Annotated in this window: 16 protein-coding genes; 3 read left to right on the top strand and 13 right to left on the bottom strand. The window is 66.3% G+C overall.

The genetic code is table 11. The annotated features are described in order from the left end of the window. Window positions 1-43: 43 nt before the first annotated feature. The 8 genes from G6N36_RS00265 to G6N36_RS00230 all read right to left on the bottom strand — a co-directional run bounded on the left by G6N36_RS00265 (window position 44) and on the right by G6N36_RS00230 (window position 12,070). Window positions 44-2,809, bottom strand: coding sequence for a ribonuclease E (locus G6N36_RS00265; protein WP_163683976.1), 2,766 nt, complete (start codon window positions 2,807-2,809; stop codon window positions 44-46). A 311-nt stretch (window positions 2,810-3,120) separates the two neighbouring features. Further along, entirely contained in the window at window positions 3,121-3,531 is a 411-nt protein-coding gene (ndk, locus tag G6N36_RS00260) for a nucleoside-diphosphate kinase (protein ID WP_163683974.1), read from the bottom strand. A gap of 10 nt (window positions 3,532-3,541) precedes the next feature. Beyond that, window positions 3,542-3,943, bottom strand: coding sequence for a DUF4233 domain-containing protein (locus tag G6N36_RS00255; RefSeq protein WP_163683972.1), 402 nt, complete (start codon window positions 3,941-3,943; stop codon window positions 3,542-3,544). Continuing rightward, window positions 3,940-5,364, bottom strand: a complete 1,425-nt coding sequence (folC, locus tag G6N36_RS00250) for a bifunctional tetrahydrofolate synthase/dihydrofolate synthase (RefSeq protein ID WP_163683970.1) — start codon at window positions 5,362-5,364, stop codon at window positions 3,940-3,942. The genes G6N36_RS00255 and folC overlap by 4 nt, the downstream gene beginning before the upstream one ends. Further along, on the bottom strand, window positions 5,361-8,012 hold the full coding sequence (locus G6N36_RS00245) for a valine--tRNA ligase (protein WP_163683968.1): 2,652 nt from the start codon (window positions 8,010-8,012) through the stop codon (window positions 5,361-5,363). Before G6N36_RS00245 ends, folC begins: the two co-directional genes overlap by 4 nt. Window positions 8,013-8,086: 74 nt before the next feature. After that, complete coding sequence (locus tag G6N36_RS00240) at window positions 8,087-8,707, bottom strand: DUF937 domain-containing protein (protein ID WP_163683960.1); 621 nt, start codon at window positions 8,705-8,707, stop codon at window positions 8,087-8,089. Between the two features lie 104 nt (window positions 8,708-8,811). Continuing rightward, complete coding sequence (locus tag G6N36_RS00235; protein WP_163683958.1) at window positions 8,812-10,065, bottom strand: saccharopine dehydrogenase family protein; 1,254 nt, start codon at window positions 10,063-10,065, stop codon at window positions 8,812-8,814. A gap of 10 nt (window positions 10,066-10,075) precedes the next feature. After that, on the bottom strand, window positions 10,076-12,070 hold the full coding sequence (locus tag G6N36_RS00230; protein WP_163683956.1) for a S9 family peptidase: 1,995 nt from the start codon (window positions 12,068-12,070) through the stop codon (window positions 10,076-10,078). Between the two features lie 96 nt (window positions 12,071-12,166). Between G6N36_RS00230 and G6N36_RS00225 the strand changes: the two genes are divergently transcribed. Genes G6N36_RS00225 through G6N36_RS00215 form a run of 3 tightly spaced genes read left to right on the top strand, consistent with a single transcriptional unit; the run spans window position 12,167 to window position 14,281 of the window. Continuing rightward, a complete protein-coding gene (locus tag G6N36_RS00225) occupies window positions 12,167-12,565 on the top strand; it encodes a winged helix-turn-helix transcriptional regulator (RefSeq protein ID WP_163683954.1) in 399 nt (132 codons plus the stop codon). Further along, on the top strand, window positions 12,562-13,092 hold the full coding sequence (locus tag G6N36_RS00220; protein WP_163683952.1) for a PaaI family thioesterase: 531 nt from the start codon (window positions 12,562-12,564) through the stop codon (window positions 13,090-13,092). The genes G6N36_RS00225 and G6N36_RS00220 overlap by 4 nt, the downstream gene beginning before the upstream one ends. 22 nt (window positions 13,093-13,114) lie before the next feature. Further along, the gene (locus G6N36_RS00215) at window positions 13,115-14,281 is read left to right on the top strand and encodes an FAD-dependent oxidoreductase (RefSeq protein ID WP_163683950.1); all 1,167 of its coding nucleotides are present in this window, start codon (window positions 13,115-13,117) and stop codon (window positions 14,279-14,281) included. Window positions 14,282-14,295: 14 nt separating this feature from the next. Here the strand turns inward: G6N36_RS00215 and G6N36_RS00210 are convergent, their stop codons facing one another. The 5 genes from G6N36_RS00210 to G6N36_RS00190 form a co-directional block, all read right to left on the bottom strand. Further along, a complete protein-coding gene (locus tag G6N36_RS00210) occupies window positions 14,296-14,775 on the bottom strand; it encodes a transglycosylase family protein (protein ID WP_163683948.1) in 480 nt (159 codons plus the stop codon). Between the two features lie 223 nt (window positions 14,776-14,998). Next, on the bottom strand, window positions 14,999-15,319 hold the full coding sequence (locus G6N36_RS00205) for a transglycosylase family protein (protein WP_163683946.1): 321 nt from the start codon (window positions 15,317-15,319) through the stop codon (window positions 14,999-15,001). Between the two features lie 1,050 nt (window positions 15,320-16,369). Beyond that, the gene (gene mobA / locus G6N36_RS00200; RefSeq protein ID WP_179964684.1) at window positions 16,370-16,960 is read right to left on the bottom strand and encodes a molybdenum cofactor guanylyltransferase; all 591 of its coding nucleotides are present in this window, start codon (window positions 16,958-16,960) and stop codon (window positions 16,370-16,372) included. Between the two features lie 10 nt (window positions 16,961-16,970). Next, window positions 16,971-18,041: a 2-oxoacid:ferredoxin oxidoreductase subunit beta gene (locus G6N36_RS00195; RefSeq protein ID WP_083125193.1), complete on the bottom strand. Its 1,071-nt coding sequence runs from the start codon at window positions 18,039-18,041 to the stop codon at window positions 16,971-16,973. Next, complete coding sequence (locus G6N36_RS00190) at window positions 18,038-19,993, bottom strand: 2-oxoacid:acceptor oxidoreductase subunit alpha (protein WP_163683942.1); 1,956 nt, start codon at window positions 19,991-19,993, stop codon at window positions 18,038-18,040. Before G6N36_RS00190 ends, G6N36_RS00195 begins: the two co-directional genes overlap by 4 nt. Between the last annotated feature and the right edge of the window lie 268 nt (window positions 19,994-20,261).

Below are 20,261 nucleotides of genomic sequence, written 5' to 3'. Positions count from 1 at the left end.
TCAAATCACCGCAGGTCACGCCACCCCAGGTCAGCGCGTGCGGTCAGTCCTCGTTGATGGGTGGTCCCGCAGGCCTGGCGGCCGCGCGGCGGCGGTGCCGACCGGCCGGAACGACGACCTGAGCCGGTTCGGGCTCCTCGAAGTCCTCGTCGTCCTCGTCATCGGAGTCCTCGTCATCCTCGAAGTCCTCGTCGTCGTCGGAGTCCTCGTCGTCGTCCTCGTCGTCATCGGAGTCGTCGTCGGAGTCAGCGCCGATGACCTCGATATCGTCATCGTCCTCGTCGTCCTCGTCGTCATCCAGGTCGATGTCGTCCTCATCGGACTCGTCATCCGAATCTTCGTCGGTGTCGTCGTCCGTGTCGTCGAAGTCCTCTTCGGCGGTCTCGGCGACGGCTTCACGAATGGTCTCCGAATCGACTTCGGCGACTTCCTCGGGAGAGGTCTCCGATTCCGTCTCGTCTTCGTCGTCCTCGTGCCGACCATTGGCCGCGGCCATCGCCTTGAACATCGGATGCTCGCCGGCGGGATGCGAGGGCACCTTGGCGACGGGGACGTCCTCGGTCTTGGCGCCGCGCTTGCCTCGCTTGCCCCGACGCCCGGACGTCTCGGCCTTGCGACCGCCGTTGGAGGTGGAGTCGACGGGGTCGCCGTGCAGCAGGATTCCCCTGCCGGCACATTCCGTGCAGGTCGTCGAGAAGGCCTCGATCAGCCCGGTGCCCAACTTCTTTCGCGTCAGCTGCACCAAACCGAGCGACGTCACCTCCGAAACCTGATGCCGGGTGCGGTCACGCGCCAGTGCTTCGGTCAGCCGCCGCAGCACCAGGTCGCGGTTGGACTCCAGAACCATGTCGATGAAGTCGATGACCACGATGCCGCCGATATCGCGCAGCCTCAGCTGGCGGACGATCTCCTCGGCGGCCTCGAGGTTGTTGCGGGTGACGGTCTGCTCCAGGTTTCCACCCGAGCCGGTGAACTTTCCGGTGTTCACGTCGACCACCGTCATGGCCTCGGTGCGGTCGATGACCAATGTTCCACCGGACGGCAGCCACACCTTGCGGTCCATCGCCTTGGCCAGCTGCTCGTCGATGCGGTGCACGGCGAACACGTCAGGGCCGTCGGGGCCGGCGGTCTCGTACTTGTTCATCCGCGGAACGAGCTCGGGCGCTACCGAATTCACGTATTCGTTGATGGTGTTCCAGGCCTCGTCGCCGGAGACGATGAGACCGCTGAAGTCCTCGTTGAACAGGTCGCGGATGACCTTCACGAGCACGTCGGGCTCTTCGTAGAGCGCGACCGCGGCGCCTGCCGCCTTCTTCTTGGTTTCGGCGGCTCGTTCCTCGATCTGCGTCCAGCGTTCCTGCAACCGGTTGACGTCGGTGCGGATGTCCTCTTCTTTGACCCCTTCCGACGCGGTGCGGATGATCACGCCCGCATCGGACGGCACGACCTCGCGCAGGATCTCCTTGAGCCGCTGCCGTTCGGTGTCTGGCAACTTGCGGCTGATCCCGGTGGACGATGCGCCTGGCACGTAGACGAGGTACCGGCCGGCCAGCGAAACCTGCGTGGTCAACCGGGCGCCCTTGTGCCCGACCGGGTCCTTACTGACCTGCACGACGACATAGTCGCCGGGCTTGAGAGCCTGCTCGATCTTGCGGGCTGCGCCGCCGAGACCCGCTGCCTCCCAGTTCACTTCGCCTGCGTAGAGCACGCCGTTGCGACCGCGGCCGATGTCGACGAACGCGGCCTCCATCGACGGCAACACGTTCTGCACGATGCCCAGATAGATGTTGCCGACCAGCGATGCCGACGCCGCCGACGTCACGAAATGTTCGACGACGACGCCGTCTTCGAGTACCGCGATCTGCGTGTAGCGCGCACCCTCGTGTGGTGGTTCGGTGCGGACCTTGTCGCGCACGACCATCATCCGCTCGACGGCTTCGCGCCGGGCGAGGAACTCCGCCTCGCTCAGGATCGGCGGCCGGCGGCGGCCGGCGTCGCGTCCGTCGCGACGGCGCTGCCGCTTGGCTTCCAGCCGGGTCGATCCGTTTATGCCCTGAATCTCGCCGTCGCCGGACTTGCCTGACTTGTCGCCGCGGCCGGACTTACGCGGCTCGCGCTCGTGGACCACGGTGTTCGGCGGGTCGTCCGAGGATCCGCCGTCGCTGTCGTCCCCGGAGCCGGACTTGCGGCGCCGGCGCCGGCGACGGCGACGTGTTCCGCCTTCGCCGCCCGCGCTGTCGTCATCGCCGCTGTCGTCGTCGGAATCATCGGAATCGTCGGAGTCGTCTGAATCGTCGCCGGAGTCCTGGCTGCGACCGTCGGACTCACCCTCGTCGGAATCGTCACCGTTCTGTTCGCCGCGGCCGCGTCCACGGCCACGACGGCCGCGGCGTCGGCGCCGACCCGACGGCCGATCAGACTGCTCGTCGTCGGAGTCCGAGCCGGAGTCGTCGTTGTCTTCGTCGTCGTCATCGTCGTCGTCCTCGGAGTCGTATTCGACCCGAATCGGCTGGGGCGCCATGAACAGCGGCTGGTAGTGGGCGTGCTCAGGCACGTGCTGCTGGGCCGTCTCCGCTATCGCCTCGTCGTCGCCGCTGGGGTCAGGTGGCGGCTCGGCGGCGGTGTCCTCGGACTCGCCGTCCCCGATCTCCTGCGCGTCGACGTCCTCAGGGGCGACGTCGGCGACAGCGTCCGCGCCGGCGCCGGGATCGGCTTCAGCGGGCGACTCGACGGTCAGCGTCTGGGGCTGAACATCCTCCGCGGGCTGCGATTCTTCTGATAGGGCTTCGGTATGGGCATCGTCGGCCACGTATTCTCCTTTAGCCCCCGGGCGCGTCGTGCTTGACGCGGCCACGCGAGGGCTTCCGCTATTGACCCGGGTTCACTTCGCCCGGGCTTGTTATGGTCTCGCTCCGATCAATCCCCTGGTTGGGGACCGTCAGTGCCGGTCTGAATGATGGCTGGACGGTCTGCGCCGCACCGCGCGTGGCGATGGTCGCGCACGTCAAAGTCTTCATTCGGGTATTCGCCCACTGGTTAAACGGCCGGTTACCCGTCCCCAGTATCCCACATCACGCCACCACACCCGACCAGGCTGGCCAAGCTGGTCATTTGCGGGGGTTACGCGTCGGGGAACCAGAGCTCGATTTCGCGGGCGGCGGACTCTGGCGAATCGGAGCCGTGCACCAGGTTGTCCTGGGTGATCAGCGCGAAATCTCCGCGGATCGTGCCCGGTACGGCCTTCTCGACGGGGTCGGTTCCACCGGCGATCTGACGAAATGCCGCGATGGCGCGCGGACCTTCAACGATGGCGGCGACGACGGGCCCGGAGGTGATGAACTCCAGCAGCGACCCGAAGAAGGGCTTTCCGTCGTGTTCGGCGTAGTGCTTGCGGGCCAACTCATCGCTGACGAGCTGCAGTTGCAGGGCGGCGACCGTCAGGCCTTTGCGTTCGATTCGGCTGAGAATCTCGCCGATCAGCTGTCGCTTGACGCCGTCGGGCTTGATCAATACGAGGGTGCGCTCAGTCACGCGGGCCAGCCTAGCTGGACTGGTCCGGGGGTCCCTGCTGGCCGGGCAGCAGTCCCCGCTTCTGCCTGCGCAACACCTCGAAGCGCAGGTACGCGATCAACAGCCACACGCCGAGGAACACCAGGCCGATGAAGCCGATGGCGCCGTGCACGAAAACTCCCGCGATCAGCACCAGCTGCAACGCCAGGTTGGCCCAGATGGCCCACGGCCGCCCCTGGAGTCCGGCGAACAGCACCAGCACCACAGCGAGCCCGACCAGATATCCGCCGCTGACGGCCGTCAGCCCGCCGCCGATACGCGCCACGACGGGCAGCGCGAGAAGTACGACGATCGCCTCCAGTATCAGCGTGCCCGCCATCACGCCGCGAAAGCTTCTCCAGGGGTCGGGCTGGCCCGGCGGTTGCTCGGTCATTCGGGGTCCCTGCCGAACAGCGTCCGCGCGGCGCCTGCCGTGACGACCGAACCGGTGATCACCATGCCCACCCCTCCGAAGCCACCGAGGCCCTCACCTTCGTTTCCGGCCTCCTCGACAAGTGCCGTGGCGGTCTCGATCGCGTCGGGCAACGTCGGTGCGGCGATCACCCGTTCCGGGCCGAACCGCTCCTCGGCGCGGATCGCCAGTGCCTCGACCTCCAGCGCGCGCGGCGAACCGTTGTGGGTCACCACGATCTGGTCGAGGACGGGTTCGAGCGCGGTGAGGATCCCGTCGACGTCTTTGTCGGCCATCACCGACACGACGCCGACCAGGAACCGGAAGTCGAACTCGTCCTGTAGCGCCTGCGTCAATGCGACGGCGCCCGCCGGATTGTGTGCGGCGTCGATGAAAACCGTTGGCGCACTGCGTAGTCGTTCGAGCCGACCGGGGCTGGTGACGGACGCGAAACCGGCGCGGACCGTGTCGAGGTCGAGTTGGCGCTGTGCGCCAGCGCCGAAGAAGGCCTCGACGGCCGCGAGCGCCACCGCCGCGTTGTGCGCCTGATGCTCACCGTGCAGCGGCAGGAAAACCTCGCTGTACACCCCGCCGAGGCCCTGCAGTTCGAGCAGCTGTCCTCCGACGGCGATCTGCCTGCCGAGCACCGTGAATTCCGAATCTTCCCGCGCGACCGCGGCATCGGCCTGCACGGCCTGGGCCTGCAGCACTTCCATCGCCTCAGGGACCTGACGCGCGATCACCGCGACGGTGCTCAGATCTGCGCCCATGGGCACGGGGTCCTCCGCCTGTTTGGTGATGATGCCCGCCTTCTCGCCCGCGATCTCGGCGATGGTGTCGCCCAAGTAGTCAGTGTGATCCACGCCGACCGGGGTGATGACCGCGACGGGTGCGTCGACGATGTTGGTGGCGTCCCAACGACCGCCGAGACCGACCTCGACGACGGCCACGTCGACGGGTGCGTCGGCGAAGGCGGCGAAGGCCATCCCGGTGACGACTTCGAACTTGCTCATCGCGGGTCCTCCGGCCGCTTCGGACTGCTGGTCGACCATCTGCACGAACGGTTCGATCTCGCGGTAGGTCTCGACGTACTTCGCCGGGCTGATCGGCTTTCCGTCGATCGAGATGCGCTCGACCGCCGACTGCAGGTGCGGGCTGGTGGTGCGGCCGGTGCGGCGACTGAACGCGGTCAGCAGTGCATCGACCATCCGCGCCACCGACGTCTTGCCGTTGGTGCCCGCGATGTGGATCGTCGGGTAGCTCCGCTGCGGCGAGCCGAGCAATTCCATCAGCGCGGCGATGCGGACCGTGCTCGGTTCGAGCTTCGTCTCCGGCCAACGCTGATCGAGCAGATGCTCGACCTGAAGCAGCGCCGCGACCTCGTCCGGGGTGGGAGCGGTCATGCCAAGCTGGCCAGGCGCGCCGTGATCCGGTCGACTTCTTCGGAGGCCACCTGCTGGCGGTTGCGGATCTTGTCGACGACGTCGGCTGGGGCCTTGGCCAGGAACGCATCGTTGCGGAGCTTGCCCTCGGTGCCGGCGAGTTCCTTCTGCGCGGCAGCCAGATCCTTTTCGAGCCTGCGCCGCTCGGCGGCGACGTCGACGGTGCCCGACGTGTCCAGCTCCACCACGATCGTCGCCTGCGACAGTCTCACCTCGACCGCGGCCGACGGGTTGAAGCCGTCTTCGGCTTCGGTCAGCCAGGCCAGCGCGGCGATGGCGGGCAGTTGGGTCTCCAGGTCCGCCTTCGCCACATCGGAGAGCCGTGCGGGCACCCGCTGGCGGTCGTTGAGGCCTTGGTCGCTACGGAACCGGCGGATCTCGGTGATCAACTTCTGCATATCGGTGATCCGCTGTGTCGCAAGCTGATCCACCGCGAAGCCCGACGGCTGCGGCCAGTCGGCGATGACCAGCGACTCGCCACCGGTCAGCGTCTTCCACAGCACTTCGGTGACGAAGGGCATGACAGGGTGCAGCAGTTTGAGCAGTGCGTCGAGCACCGCGGCCAGCACTGCCGTGGTGTGGGTGATCCCATCGGCGAGCTGCACCTTGGCCAGTTCGACGTACCAGTCGCAGAATTCGTCCCAGGCGAAGTGGTAGAGCGACTCGCACGCACGGCTGAACTCGTAGTCATCCAACGACGAATCCACCTCGGCGCGAACCTCTTCCAGCCGTCCAAGGATCCACCGGTCGGCATCGGTCAGCTGGCCGACGTCGGGCAGCGGCGCGGGAGCGGCGCCGTTCATCAGCGCGAATCGGGTGGCGTTGAACAGCTTCGTGGCGAAGTTGCGCGACGCGCGGGCGTGATCCTCACCGATGGACAGGTCGCCGCCCGGGCTCGCACCGCGGGCGAGGGTGAAGCGCAGCGCGTCGGCGCCGAACTTGTCCACCCAGTCGAGCGGATCGATACCGTTGCCGCGCGACTTGCTCATCTTGCGGCCGAACTCGTCGCGGATCAGCCCGTGCAGGAACACATTCTCGAACGGCACCTGCGGCCCGCGCGTCCCCCCGCTCGTGATCGCCGGATCGTCGGCGACGAAGGTGCCGAACATCATCATCCGGGCGACCCAGAAGAACAGGATGTCGTAACCGGTGACCAGAACCGTTGTGGGATAGAACTTCTCGAGTTCTTTGGTGTGCTCGGGCCAGCCCATGGTGGAGAACGGCCACAGCGCCGAGCTGAACCAGGTGTCGAGCACGTCGGGGTCCTGCTCCCAGCCTGCCGGCGGGGTCTCGTCGGGGCCGACGCACACCATATCGCCGTCGGGGCCGTGCCAGATCGGGATGCGGTGGCCCCACCACAGCTGACGTGAGATGCACCAGTCGTGCATGTTGTCCACCCAGGCGAACCAGCGCGGCTCCAGACTCGGCGGGTGGATCACGGTGCGGTGCTCACGCACGGCATCCCCGGCCGCAGCGGCCAGCGATTCGACCTTGACCCACCACTGCAGCGAAAGCCGCGGCTCGATGGGCTCGCCGCTTCGCTCGGAATGGCCGACGCTGTGCAGGTACGGCCGCTTCTCGGCGACGACGCGCCCCTGTTCGGCGAGCGCCTCACGGACCTTGACGCGTGCATCGAAGCGGTCCAGACCGTCGAATTCGGTCCCGGTGTCGGCGATCCGGCCCTTGGTATCCATGATCGTCGGCATCGGCAACTGGTGGCGCAAACCGATCTCGAAGTCGTTGGGATCGTGCGCGGGGGTGACTTTTACTGCGCCCGTGCCGAACTCGGGGTCCACGTGGGTATCGGCCACGACGATCATCTCGCGGTCGACGAACGGATGTGGCAGAGTTTTGCCGACCAGATCGCGATAGCGTTCGTCGTCGGGGTGCACTGCGATCGCGGTGTCGCCCAGCATCGTCTCGACGCGGGTGGTGGCCACCACGATGTGCGGTTCGTCGTCACTCAGCGAGCCGTAGCGGAACGACACCAGCTCGCCTTCGACGTCGTCGTACTTGACCTCGAGGTCAGACACTGCGGTCTCGAGCACGGGCGACCAGTTCACCAGCCGTTCGGCGCGATAGATCAGCCCGGCGTCGAACAGCCGCTTGAAGATGGTGCGCACCGCGCGCGACAGGCCCTCGTCCATGGTGAACCGGTCACGACTCCAGTCGACGCCGTCGCCGAGGCGGCGCATCTGCCCGGCGATCGTGCCACCGGAGTCGTGTTTCCAGTCCCATACCTTGTCGATGAACAGCTCGCGGCCGAAGTCCTCTTTGGTCTTCCCGTCGATGGCGAGCTGCTTTTCGACGACGCTCTGGGTCGCGATGCCCGCATGGTCCATGCCGGGCAGCCACAACACCTCGTAGCCCTGCATGCGCTTGCGGCGAGTCAGCGCGTCCATCAACGTGTGGTCGAGCGCGTGGCCCATGTGCAGGCTGCCCGTCACATTCGGCGGCGGGAGAACGATCGAGTACGGCGGCTTCTCGCTGGCGGCGTCGGCCTTGAAGTAGCCGGCATCGACCCAGCCCTCGTACAGATCGCTCTCGACCGCGCCGGGATCCCAGGATTTGGGCAGGGCGTCGAGGCCGGGGCGGGAGCTGTCGGTCACCGCGCCATTCTATGAACTCCAGCGTGGTGGCCGTTCAGGTGGATTGCCGGGCGCACATCAGCCCGGTCGGCGGCCTACCGCTTGCCGCCGAGCAATCCGCCCAGGATCTCGCCGATCGGGTTGCTTTGACCGCCGCTGCCGCCCAGCACGCTGCCCAGGATGCTGCCCAGCGGGTTGTTGTTGCCACCGCCACCGCCACCACCAGCGCCGCCGAGGATGTCGCCGAGGATGTCGCCCAGACCTCCGCCACCGCCCGCGGGCGCCTGCTGGGTCTCGGCCGGCGCCGAACCCTTGGTGAGTTGCTTGCCGATGTAGGCCAGCACGATGGGCGCCAGGATCGGCAGCAGTTGCTTGATCAGGTCGCCGCCACCGGCACCCTGACCGGCGAGCGCGGACGCGACTGCCCCGCTGTCGTTGCCGCCGAAGATCTTCGCGACGTATTGGTCGCCCTGCCTTTCGTCGACCTGGTCGACGCTGACGCCGCCGTCTAGCAGGCCGCCCGCGCCTTGCTGGGCCACCGCGGCTTCGAGGTCGCTCGAGTCGATCTGATCGGCCTGCACGTTCTCGGCCAAACCGCCGACCAGCGCGGGCACCAGGGTGCGGATCGCGTTGTTCACTTCGCCTTCATCGGCACCGATCTTCTTCGCGATGTCCTGTACCGGGATTTGTGCGAACAGTTCGTCGAGACCGGCCATTACCGCCCACCTTCGTCGCTGGGATATTCCCTGACGCGGTCAAAACTAGTCCAAAGCGATCTTGGCGCACAGGCGTTCTGCCGATGCGCGGAACACCGACGAATTCAGGCTAGTCGCGTTGTCTCCAATAGCACTTCGGCAGCGGGGAATCGCGCGAGCAACGCATCGCCCATCGCCGCCGCGGGGGTGAGGACGCCACGCAAATCGGATAGTCGGTCACGGTCGAAGGCCAGCGCCAACGCCGACTCCCCCAATAACACCGAGGTGGCCTTGTAGCCCGGGTCACCCTTCTGGGACATCGTCGCGCGATAGCGCGCCCCGGTTGTCGTCGTTGTGTACGTCTCGACCGTGTAGTGGCCGCGTTCGCGGGTGCGGTCGCTCGGACCCGAGCCCGGCTTCGGCAGCACGCGATCGACGAGGGTGCGCGGCAACCGGTTGAAGTAGCGGCTGCCCAGTTCCATCGTGGCGCGGTTACCCGCCGCGAACAGTGCCGAGACCACCGGCGCCACGACTGAACTGCCCATGCTCAGCTGCTCACCGTATTCGAGGCGGCGCCCGTAGGCGTAGCCGAGTAATGCGTTGCTGCGTCGAACGATTCGCGTGTTGACGGGCGCCATTGCGAACGGTGCAACCCAATAACCGTCCAACTCCGGGGCGATTTCCCGGCCACGACGCCACCGCATGTCGGGCTGGGCGCCGAGTTGCGGCTCGGCCGCATGGTCGGGCGTCAGCGAATACGGGTCGTTTATCAAGCGCCGTACCTCGGGGTCGTCCGACGCAGCGTCCATGAGCTCAACGAACGACGCGGCAGTGCCGCCCGACAGACCACCTGCCATGCGGCGCACCACGAAGTTGGTGTCGGTCAACAGTCCGACACCGTCCTGCTCGACCCGCCGGTACAGCGCGAAAACGGTGAGATCAGAAGGGACGGAATCGAAACCACACGAGTGCACGACACGAGCGCCGGTGTCGACAGCCTGTTTGTGATAGAGGTCGATGCTCTCGCGGACGAAGGTGGGCTCGCCGGTCAAATCCGCGTAATCGGTGCCCGCCGCCGCGCATGCGGCAACCAACGGCAGGCCGTACTTGGCGTACGGTCCGACCGTCGTCACCACGACACGCGTCTGCGCCGCCATCGCGTCCAGACTCGACGGGTCCGATGCGTCCGCGGTGATGATCGGCCACGACTGTGCGGCCTCGCCCAACCATTCCCGCACCGCGAGCACTCTGTCCTCTGACCTGCCCGCCAGGGCGATGCGGGCGTCGGCACCGGATCTGGCCAGGTATGCCGCGGTCAGCTTGCCGACGAAGCCGGTGGCCCCGTACAGGACGATGTCGAATTCGCGATCGGTACCCATGGGCGCGACGCTACCCGAGCGTCTCCGGCAGCTCGACGTCCTCGCCGAGCACGTGACGTCCGAGGAAAGCCGTCACCACCTGATACCAGATCTTGGCGTGCGCAGGGGTGAGCACCCAGTGGTTCTCGGACGGGAAGTACAGGAATCGGTGCGGGCTGGTGCCGTCGTCGGCGGCGGGCAGCTGCGATTCGGTGAGCAGTTGATACCAGAGGCGCAGCGCTTCGCCGATGGGTACGCGATAGTCCTTGTCGCCGTGGATGACCAGCATCGGGGTGGCGATCTGGCCGACGTGGAGGTGTGGCGAGTTCGCCGCCGCCATCTCCGGGGTCATCTCCCGCACCCAGTAGTACGACGCGTCGGTGGTGGTGCCGAACTGGTCGAGCGCCCACAGGCTCGCGTGCGTGACGATCGCATCAAACCGATCGGTATGTCCGGCAACCCAATTGGCCATATAGCCCCCGAAAGATCCGCCCATCGCCGCGGTCCGATCGGCATCGACACGCGGATGCTCACACGCCGCGTCCGTAGCCGCCATCAGATCCTCGTACGGCGCGCTTCCCCACGCGCCCCACCCTCGCTGGATGAAGTCCTGTCCGTATCCCGTCGACAACCCAGGATCAGGCAGCAACACCGCATAGCCCCGCGCGGCCAACAACCAGGGATTCCATCGCCACGACCAGACGTTCCAGCTGCTGAGCGGGCCGCCATGAATCCACACCAGCAGCGGCGCTGGCCCGTCGCCCTCAGGCAGCGCGAGCCATGAACGCACCCGGGTGCCGTCTGTCGCTGTCGCCTCGACCTCGGTCAACGTCCCGGGCAGCGGCGGCAGGTCGACACAGGGCAACTCGGTGACCGACCCGTCGGGATCGAGGCGCACCGGATGAGGCGGCGCCGAATAGGAGCTGCGCAGCGCGTAGATCACCCCGCCGGGCGCGGTGTTGACGTCGCTGTAGGTGTAGTCGTCATGCGTCAGTTGCGTGACGGTGCCCTCGGCCGGATCGATCGCGAAGACCGGACCTCGGCCGTCCTGGTCAGCCGTGACGATCACCGCTGCGCCGTCGCGTGACCACTTCACCGACGTCGCCCAGCGGTCCCAGTTCGGCGCGATCTCGATCGGATCCTCACCAAATCTCAAGTGATGCAGTGTGATCCGTGGGGCCATCTCTGGCGTCGAATATGATTCGCGGACGTATACGACCGACGATCCATCCGGTGAGATCACCGGGCTCCACAAGTCACCGTCGGGGTCGTCGGCGATCACCCTTCGATCGCCGCTATCGGTATCTATTCGGACCAGAACGGCATGTTTGGCAGCGCCCGCGGCTGGCTGCTGCCAGCTGGTGACGACGAACCGGCCGTCGGGACTGACATCGAAGTCCGTGTCCCACAACGCGCTTCCCGGCGCTTCGGTCAGGTCCCTCGGGATGTCGTCATCGAGACCGGTGCCGAACAGGTGCGGCACGCCCGGTCCCAGGTCCTTGTCCCAGTGGCGAATCGGGTAACCGGTGTGCAGGATGGCCGTGACATTAGTGTCCTTGCGCAGCTCCCGAAGACGGCGATCGTCGTCGACACCTTGGGCCGAGTGCATCACCGGCGCGCGCACCACGGCGAGGTCAGCCTCGGCGGCGGTCCGCACGGCCTCGATCCCGCCGGGCAATGCGAGCGCCTCGAAAGCCTCACCGCCCGCCGCGGGCAGGCGCCACAGCGCCGCGGGCGACTTGTCGTCGCCCTCGGTCCGCCGGGAAGCCACGAACAGCACGTCGCCGTCGGCGGTGAACACCGGCGACGACTCACCCTTGGCCCCGCGGGTCAGCCGTCGCGCCGGCTGCCCGCCCGCAGGATCGACCTCCCAAACGGCACTGACGTACTCGGTGCGCTTCTCGTTGAGCTCGGCGACGGTGGTCACGACGCGGGTGCCGTCCGCCGACACCGCCAGCCCCGAGACGCGGGGCAGCGCGACGTAGGCATCGAGGTCGTCGAACGGCGTCGGCTGCGTCATGCCCATGTTGGTAGCACACGCCTCAGCGGGTCCGCGCCGTTCACCGAGCGAGCCTTACCCAGTGAGTTTGATTTTCAAACTGACTCGTGGCACGCTGGCGACATGACCTCGCCGCACGCATTTCCGTTGGCGGAACTGCCCGGTCGGCCATGCCCGATCGCGGCGGCGCTGGAGATCGTCGGAGAGCGCTGGGCGCTGCTCGTCATCCGGGAGATCGCGCTGGGCGCCACCCACTTCACCGACATCGTGCGTGGCACCGGCGCACCCCGCGACCGCATCGCGGCCCGACTGAAGGCGCTGGAGAACGCGGATGTCGTCACCCGCTCGCAGTACCAAAGCGCTCCCCCGCGCTACGAGTACCGTCTCACCGCGTCCGGCGAGGCGTTGATTCCCGTCCTGGACGCACTCCTGGCGTGGGGCAAGGCGCACGCCGTCGCCCTCGACGACCCCGACCGCCAACGCCGCTACCCGTCTATGACCAAATCGAAGGACAAGCGATGACCGCAGACCTGACCGATACCGACGCCCGCACAGACTGGGGCCCGCAACGCTCGAAGACCATCACATGGCACGAGCCGGGCCCGAGCACCGCCAAGGGACTGACGATGGCGGGCCTGGACTACCTGCAGGCGATGGCCGAAGGCCGTCTACCGCAGCCGCCGATCAGCGGTCTGATGGAGTTCGCCATAGTCAAAGCCGAAGTAGGTCGAGTCGTATTCACTTGCCAGCCAGACGAATCCGGCTACAACCCAATCGGCGCGGTTCACGGCGGGCTGATCTGCACGCTGTTGGACTCGGTGACAGGCTGCGCCGTCCACAGCACCCTTCCCGCGGGCAAGGGCTACACCTCGATCGAGATCAAGGTGAACTACCTCAAGGCGGTACGCCTGAGCAGCGGCGCTCTCACCGCCGTGGGCACGGTGGTGAAGACCGGATCGCGCGTCGGCTTCTCCGACGGTGTTGTGACAGACGAATCCGGAGCGATTGTCGCCACCGCGACCAGCACGCTCCTCATCTTCGATCTGTAGGCGCACGCGATACGTTCGACGGATGCCGAAGCGGATCCTGGTGATCGGCGCGGGCATCGCCGGATTGGCGACCGCCAACGCGCTCCAACAGCACGGCCACGACGTCTCTGTCATCGAGGAGCGCACCGACACCTCGTCCGGCGCGGGCATCAGCATCTGGCCCAACGCACTGGCCGCCCTCGACGAACTCGGCCTTGGCGACGCGGTCCGCGGCGCGGGCGGCCGGATCACCGCTGGGGCGATGCGCTGGCGTGACGGGACCTGGCTGCGCCGCCCGGCGCCGCAGCGACTGGTCCAGGCGCTCGGCGAACCGCTGGTGGTGATCCACCGGAATGTCCTGACGTCCGTGCTGGCCGGCCGGCTTGCCGAGGGCAGCCTGCGATACGGCCTCGCGGCCCGCTCTCTGGTGGCCACCGCCGACGGTGTGCAGGTGAGTCTGTCGGACTCGACGACGATTCAGGTCGATGCGGTCGTCGGCGCGGACGGCACGCACTCGATGGTGGCGCGCCATCTGAACGGCCCATTGAACAATCGCTATGTCGGCTACACGGCGTGGCGGGGGGTGGCCGAGTGCACAATTGACCCCGACTTCGCAGGCGAGGTCCTCGGCCCCGCGGTCGAATTCGGCCAGGTGCCCCTCGGCGCGGACAGCACCTATTGGTTCGCCACCGAACGGACACCGGAAGGGCGCAGCAGGCCGGAGGGCGAGCTCAACTACCTGAAAGCCAAATTCGGTGCGTGGGCGGAGCCCATTCCCGCGGTGCTGGCCGCCACGGATCCGGCCCGGGTGTTGCGCAACGACCTATACGACCGCGACCCGGCGCGGCAGTGGGCCAGGGGAACCATCGTGGCGGTGGGTGACGCGGCGCATCCGATGCGGCCACACCTGGGTCAGGGCGGCTGCCAGGGACTCGAGGACGCGGCAATCCTGGCGTCCTTCGTCGACAGGAGCGCCGATCTGAGCACCGCGTTCAGCCGGTTCGCCGCGTTCCGCCGCCCTCGGGTGCGCTCGTTGGTGCGCGAGTCCAAGACGATCGGCCGAATCGTGAACCTGCCGCCGATGCTCAGCGCCGCGTTCGCCCGGGCGAGTGTCCTGGGGCCCGAAGCGCTGGTCACGCGGCACTTGGCCACGGTCGCGGCCCGCTCGGCGTTCGCGCTCCCTACCGACCGCGACGTCCAGCCGGTCTGAGATCAGCGTCGAGTTCAGCCGCCGAGCAGCGTGGCGCACATCTGGCGCGGATTGAGGAAGCCGAGGAACGCACTCGACGGCATCGCGGCGCACCCGCCCGTGGCCGCGGGCACAGCCGGCATCGACGGCGCTGAGCCCGGGGTTCTCCAGACGGCAGGCGAGGCTCCGCGGGGGCCGCACTTCGGCCACGCCTTGAGGCCCTGGGTGCGCAGGACGTTTTCGGCCACCCGGATCTGCTCGGCGCGAGAGGCCGTCGCGGGGTTGCCCCTGCCGCCGTTGGAGTTCCACGTCGCCTGCTTGAACTGCAGGCCGCCGTAGTGGCCGTTGCCGGAGTTGATGGACCAGTTGCCACCCGACTCACATTCGGCGATGGCGTCCCAGTTGACCGAATCCCCATTCGCGGTGGCGGTGGACATGGCCATCGGTACAAGGGCAAGCGCGCCGGAGATGACGGCGGTCAACAGGCCTTTGGCGACAAGCTTCGAAAACTTCATTTCTGCGGTCCTTCCCCGACCGTTTGGAACTCAAGGCCCGCGCGAAGCGCTGTGCTTGCTTCGATGCGGCTATCCGGTGTTTCGGGTGAGGAAGGTCACGTGTTACGTAAGCGTCAAAAGTTTTAATCGTTACTTAATTGGCGTAAGAGGCCTCTGAGAAAGAAGAGGCGGTGTCCAGGCATTTCGCCTGAACACCGCCTCAACAAGGGGTCCTACCTAATTACTAGCCACGTCCCCCGCAGCTCGGCCAAGCGCCGATGCCCTGCGACTGCAGAACGTTCTCCGCCACGCGGATCTGCTCTTCACGGCTGGCATTGTGCGGCGAGCCGCTGCCGCCGTTGGACCGCCAGGTGCCCATGCTGAACTGCAGGCCGCCGTAGTAGCCGTTACCCGTATTAATCGCCCAGTTGCCGCCGGACTCACAAGCCGCGACGGCATCCCAGTTGACGCTGTCCGCATTGGCGGTGCCTGCCAGCGCCATCGGCGTCACGGCGAGCGCGCCGGCGAAGGTCGCCAGACCAATCGTCTTGCGGATGTTCTTCAACTTCGATCCTTTCGACGAGCGCGCGCCAACCAAGACCCGTGCGAGGACGCACGGGCACGTGCCTGATCACAGGCCGGGGTTTTGGGCCGCACCGTCTCGGGTAGGTGCAGCAGTGAGAAGCGAAAAGCGCCTCACCGGACGATCGCGTCCGGCGGCCGTCGGTTGCGTAATGACCGCTCGGCCCCACTCACACGCAGGTTTCGTGGTTTTTGAATTATTTGCTCCCTGAGAAGCCGATTAGGACCGTACAAACCGATCGAGCGAAAGTCATTTCGGTGAAGATCGTGTCGCTGTCAGATCACGGACTGATCACGCCGGGCGAAGTCCAACGTCTGCGCAGGTCATCCGCACGTTCCCCGAAGCTGAGGTTTTCACAGCTTCGGCGGATCACCGTGAGCCATCTCACTGGCAATTTGTGACCCAGCCCACCATTTCTGACGCTCAAAGCCCACTCTTGAGGCGAAACATCCAGCATGAGTGGAGAAGTCGCCGGCGGACGCCGGTATCGGTTAGATCGGTTCGCTGGTGTGACCGATGACGCCCAAGCCCATCGGATCAGCGCTAATGCCCATGTGTTCCTTGATATTTGGATGTGCAGCGTCGTCCTGCAGCTGCATACACCAATCGATGGGCAATTCGGCATTGAAAGCATTCGATAGCTTGAAGGTACTGTGCTACAACAGATTACGTGCCCTCGGATGCCCAGCCCGGCCTACGATGTGCCTAGAACGTCCTCATCTGGGCTCGCCGCGGGCGGGTCGGGCAAAGGTCGTCACGGGTAAGCGACGCCGCCTCTTGTGTCCTCGGCGCTGTCCAAGAACGAAATTCGGGCCGATCGGCGATCGACTTGGCGCGTAGCGCCGGTCGATGAATTCGAAAAGTTCTGTTGGACAACATGTCTGAGCTCCCACCCAGAGATACTCGACAGTCCTTGGCGACTGGGCGTCACTGTCGACGCGGTCTATATCACGGAGAAATATCGACACAATTCGGTGCACCGAATTTAATTCGATAAAGAGCGGATTAAATGGACTTGAATTCGCGAATTTGCTAGGCGATTCGAGAGGAGGCCGTGGCCCGCAGCTCGGCGACGGTGTTGACGTTGGTCAGCGACGCCTGCTCGGGCATGACCACCCGCTGCGTGTCGACGCTCTCGACCAGGGCGCGCATGCTGCGCTCCCCCGCGTAGACGAGTTGGGACACCCGCTCATGCAGGCTGGTGCGGTAGATCCCGGCGAGATAGTGGGTGCGACCGTCCCACGGCAGCACCACGTCGGCCCCGAGTCGGACGGCCGGACCTTCGAGTTCGTCGATCAGATCGGCCGACAGCAGGGGCATGTCGACGGCGCAGACGAAGGCGAGCTCGCGTCCGGCTTCCGCGGCGGCACGCAACCCGCGGCCTGTTGCCAGCAGTGGCCCCACGCCCCGGATGTCGTCCCGCAGGATGTGCGCGTCCAGGGTCGGCAACGCCTGACCCGGGGCGGCGACGACGAACACGGGTGCACATCTCGGGCTGACGGCCGACACCATCCGCTCGACGAGGGTTTGGCCGTCGAACACGACGGTGGCCTTGTCGCGGCCCATTCGACGGGAAGCCCCGCCGGCCAGAATGACCGCTGCGAGCGGTACGGGGGACGTCACGTCAGTGAGATTAGTCGACGGTCCAGGTGTCTTTGCCCCGGAGCAGCGACTGCAACGCGGCCGTGTCGTGCGGCTTGGCATCGCGCGCCGCGGCGACCTGCTGGCGGGCGGCGTCGTCGTAGGTCGGCTTGCTGACCTTCCGGAAGATCCCCATCACCATGTGGTCGAGGTTCTGCTCGGAGAGCCGCGACAGCGCGAACGCGTACGCCGGATCCTCCAACTGCGCGTCGTGGACGACGATCTCGTCAGCCGACACATCGGCAGTCTTGGCGACCTCGAGCCCGTAGCCCGACTTGACGACGCAGTATTCGCCATCACCGCCGAAGGTGATCGGCTCGCCGTGGGTCAGGTTGATGAGCCGCTCTTCGGCGCCTTCCTTTCGCAGCGCGTCGAACGAGCCGTCGTTGAAGATCGGGCAGTCCTGCATGATCTCGACGAGCGCGGCACCGCGGTGCTCGGCAGCGCCACGAAGCACCTCGGACAGGCCCTTGCGGTCGGAGTCCAGAGCGCGGCCAACGAAAGTCGCCTCGGCACCGAGCGCCAACGACACTGGATTGAACGGGTAGTCGAGGGAGCCCATCGGGGTCGACTTGGTGACCTTGCCCGTCTCTGACGTCGGCGAGTACTGCCCCTTGGTCAGACCGTAGATCCGGTTGTTGAACAGCAGGATCGTCAGATTGACGTTGCGACGTAACGCATGGATCAGATGGTTGCCGCCGATCGACAGCGCGTCGCCGTCACCGGTGACGACCCACACCGACAGATCTTGGCGGGCCAGCGCCAGTCCCGTCGCGATCGTCGGCGCGCGGCCGTGGATCGAGTGGAATCCGTAAGTCTGCAGGTAGTACGGGAAACGGCTAGAGCAGCCGATACCGCTGACGAACGCAATGTTCTCGCGACGCAGACCCAGCTCGGGCAGGAAGTTGCGGATGGTGTTGAGGATGACGTAGTCGCCGCAGCCGGGGCACCAGCGGACTTCCTGGTCGCTGGTGAAGTCCTTCGACTTCTGCGGCTCGTCGGTCGTCGGGACCAGGCTGGTTCCAGCCGTCAGTCCGAGATCTGCACCAATCAGGTCGGTCATGCGATTGCTCCCACGCCAGTTTCGGTTGCTTCAGCCTCAATGGTGGCCGCAGCGAGCCGCGCGAATTTGGCCTTGTCAATTTCCTTGTCGCCCAACGTTCCGTCGAGCGCGGCATCGATGATGCCTTCCACCTCGTCGGCAAGGAACGCCATACCCTCGACCTTGGTCACGGACTGTATGTCGACCAGGTACTTGCCGCGCAGCAGCAGCGCCAGCTGGCCGAGGTTCATCTCCGGCAACACCACGTTGGGGTAGCGCCGCAGCACCTCGCCCAAGTTGGCGGGGAAGGGGCTCAGATTGCGCAGGTGCGCCTGGGCCACCTTGATGCCCTTACGCCGCGCGCGACGGCAGGCTTCGCCGATGGGGCCGTAGCTGCTCCCCCAGCCGAGCATCAACAGCTCCGCGTCGCCGGTCGGGTCGTCGACCTCGAGGTCCGGCACGGTGATGCCGTCGACCTTGGCTTGGCGCAGCCGCACCATCAGGTCGTGGTTCTTCGGCTCGTAGGAGATGTTGCCCGAGCCGTTGGCCGCTTCCAGCCCGCCGATGCGGTGCTCGAGGCCTGGAGTGCCCGGCACCGCAAACTGGCGCGCCAGCGTCTCCGGATCCCGCGCGTACGGCTGGAAGGGCTCACCCGTCTTGGCGAAGGTGTGCTCGATCTTCTCGTAGGCGCTGACGTCCGGAATCTGCCACGGCTCAGAGCCGTTCGCGATCGCGCCGTCGGACAGGATGATCACGGGAGTGTGGTAGTTGATGGCGATGCGGACGGCCTCGACGGCGACGTCGAAGCAGTCCGACGGGGACCTCGGCGCCACCACCGCCACCGGCGATTCGCCGTTGCGCCCGAAGAGCACCTGCAGCAGATCGGCCTGTTCGGTCTTGGTCGGCAGACCCGTCGAGGGGCCGCCGCGTTGCACGTCGATGACGATCAGCGGCAGCTCGGTCATCACCGCGAGACCCATGGCCTCCGACTTCAGTGAGATGCCGGGTCCGGAGGTGCTGGTGACGCCCAGCGCACCGCCGTACGACGCGCCGATGGCCGCACCGATACCGGCGATCTCGTCTTCGGCCTGGAAGGTCAGCACGTTGAAGTTCTTGTGCTTGGACAGCTCGTGCAGGATGTCCGACGCCGGGGTGATCGGGTAGGTGCCGAGCACCACCTGCAGATCACTCAGATGGCCCGCCGCCACAATCCCGTAGGCCAGCGCCGTGTTGCCCGAAATCTGGCGGTACTCACCGCTCTTGAGCTTGGCGGGCGCGACCTCGTAGACACTGCCCGCGAACGCCTCGGTGGTTTCGCCGTAATTCCAGCCGGCCTTCAAGGCCAGCACGTTGGCCTCGGCGATGTCGGGCTTGCGGGCGAACTTGTCCCGGATGAACGCCTCGCTGTGCTCGAGCTCACGACCGTACATCCACGACAGCAGACCGAGAGCGAACATGTTCTTGGCGCGCTGGCCGTCCTTCTTCGATGCGCCGATCTCCTCGACCGCACCCAGCGTCAGCGTGGTCATCGGCACCGCCTGCACGACGTAGTCGGACAGGTCGTCGTTCTCCAGCGGATTGCCCTCGTAGCCGACTTTCGCGAGATTGCGCTTGGTGAATTCGTCCGAGTTGGCGATGATCAGCCCACCGCGGGGCAGGTCGGAAACGTTGGCCATCAGCGCGGCGGGGTTCATCGCGACGAGAACGTCGGGGCGGTCGCCCGCGGTCAGGATGTCGTAGTCGGCGATCTGGATCTGGAAGGACGACACCCCGGGCAGCGTGCCCTGTGGTGCGCGGATCTCCGCGGGGTAATTCGGTTGCGTCGCAAGGTCATTGCCGAAGAGCGCAGCCTCGGAGGTGAAGCGGTCACCAGTGAGCTGCATGCCGTCACCGGAGTCGCCCGCGAAACGAATGACGACCTTTTCGAGCTTCTGTCTGGTGCCCGGGTTGGCCCCGTTGCCGTTGGCCCCCACTGCGACCGCCTTCCGTCCTGAGTCAAGCCATTCCGGCGAACATCCTCGGAGTCGCGGTGCAAGCGTCGCGCCGTCGTTGGACGTCCACAGAAAATTGATGTCACTGGCAGTACCGATTATGGCACTTCTCTTAGGCCGCCCTTCACGCGACTCGCGGGGTACCCACAGGTAACCACCAAGCGAACGCCCTGATCAGGGCGTATACCGATGCCCGCGGTGAGACAGAAATGTGTTTTGCGTCACGTGGCACTGAGTGTCATTAATAAGG

The organism is Mycolicibacterium gadium (genome assembly GCF_010728925.1).
Taxonomy (GTDB): domain Bacteria; phylum Actinomycetota; class Actinomycetes; order Mycobacteriales; family Mycobacteriaceae; genus Mycobacterium; species Mycobacterium gadium.
Note: the sequence above shows the minus strand (reverse complement) of the source record. Positions and strands in the feature narration are given on the sequence as shown.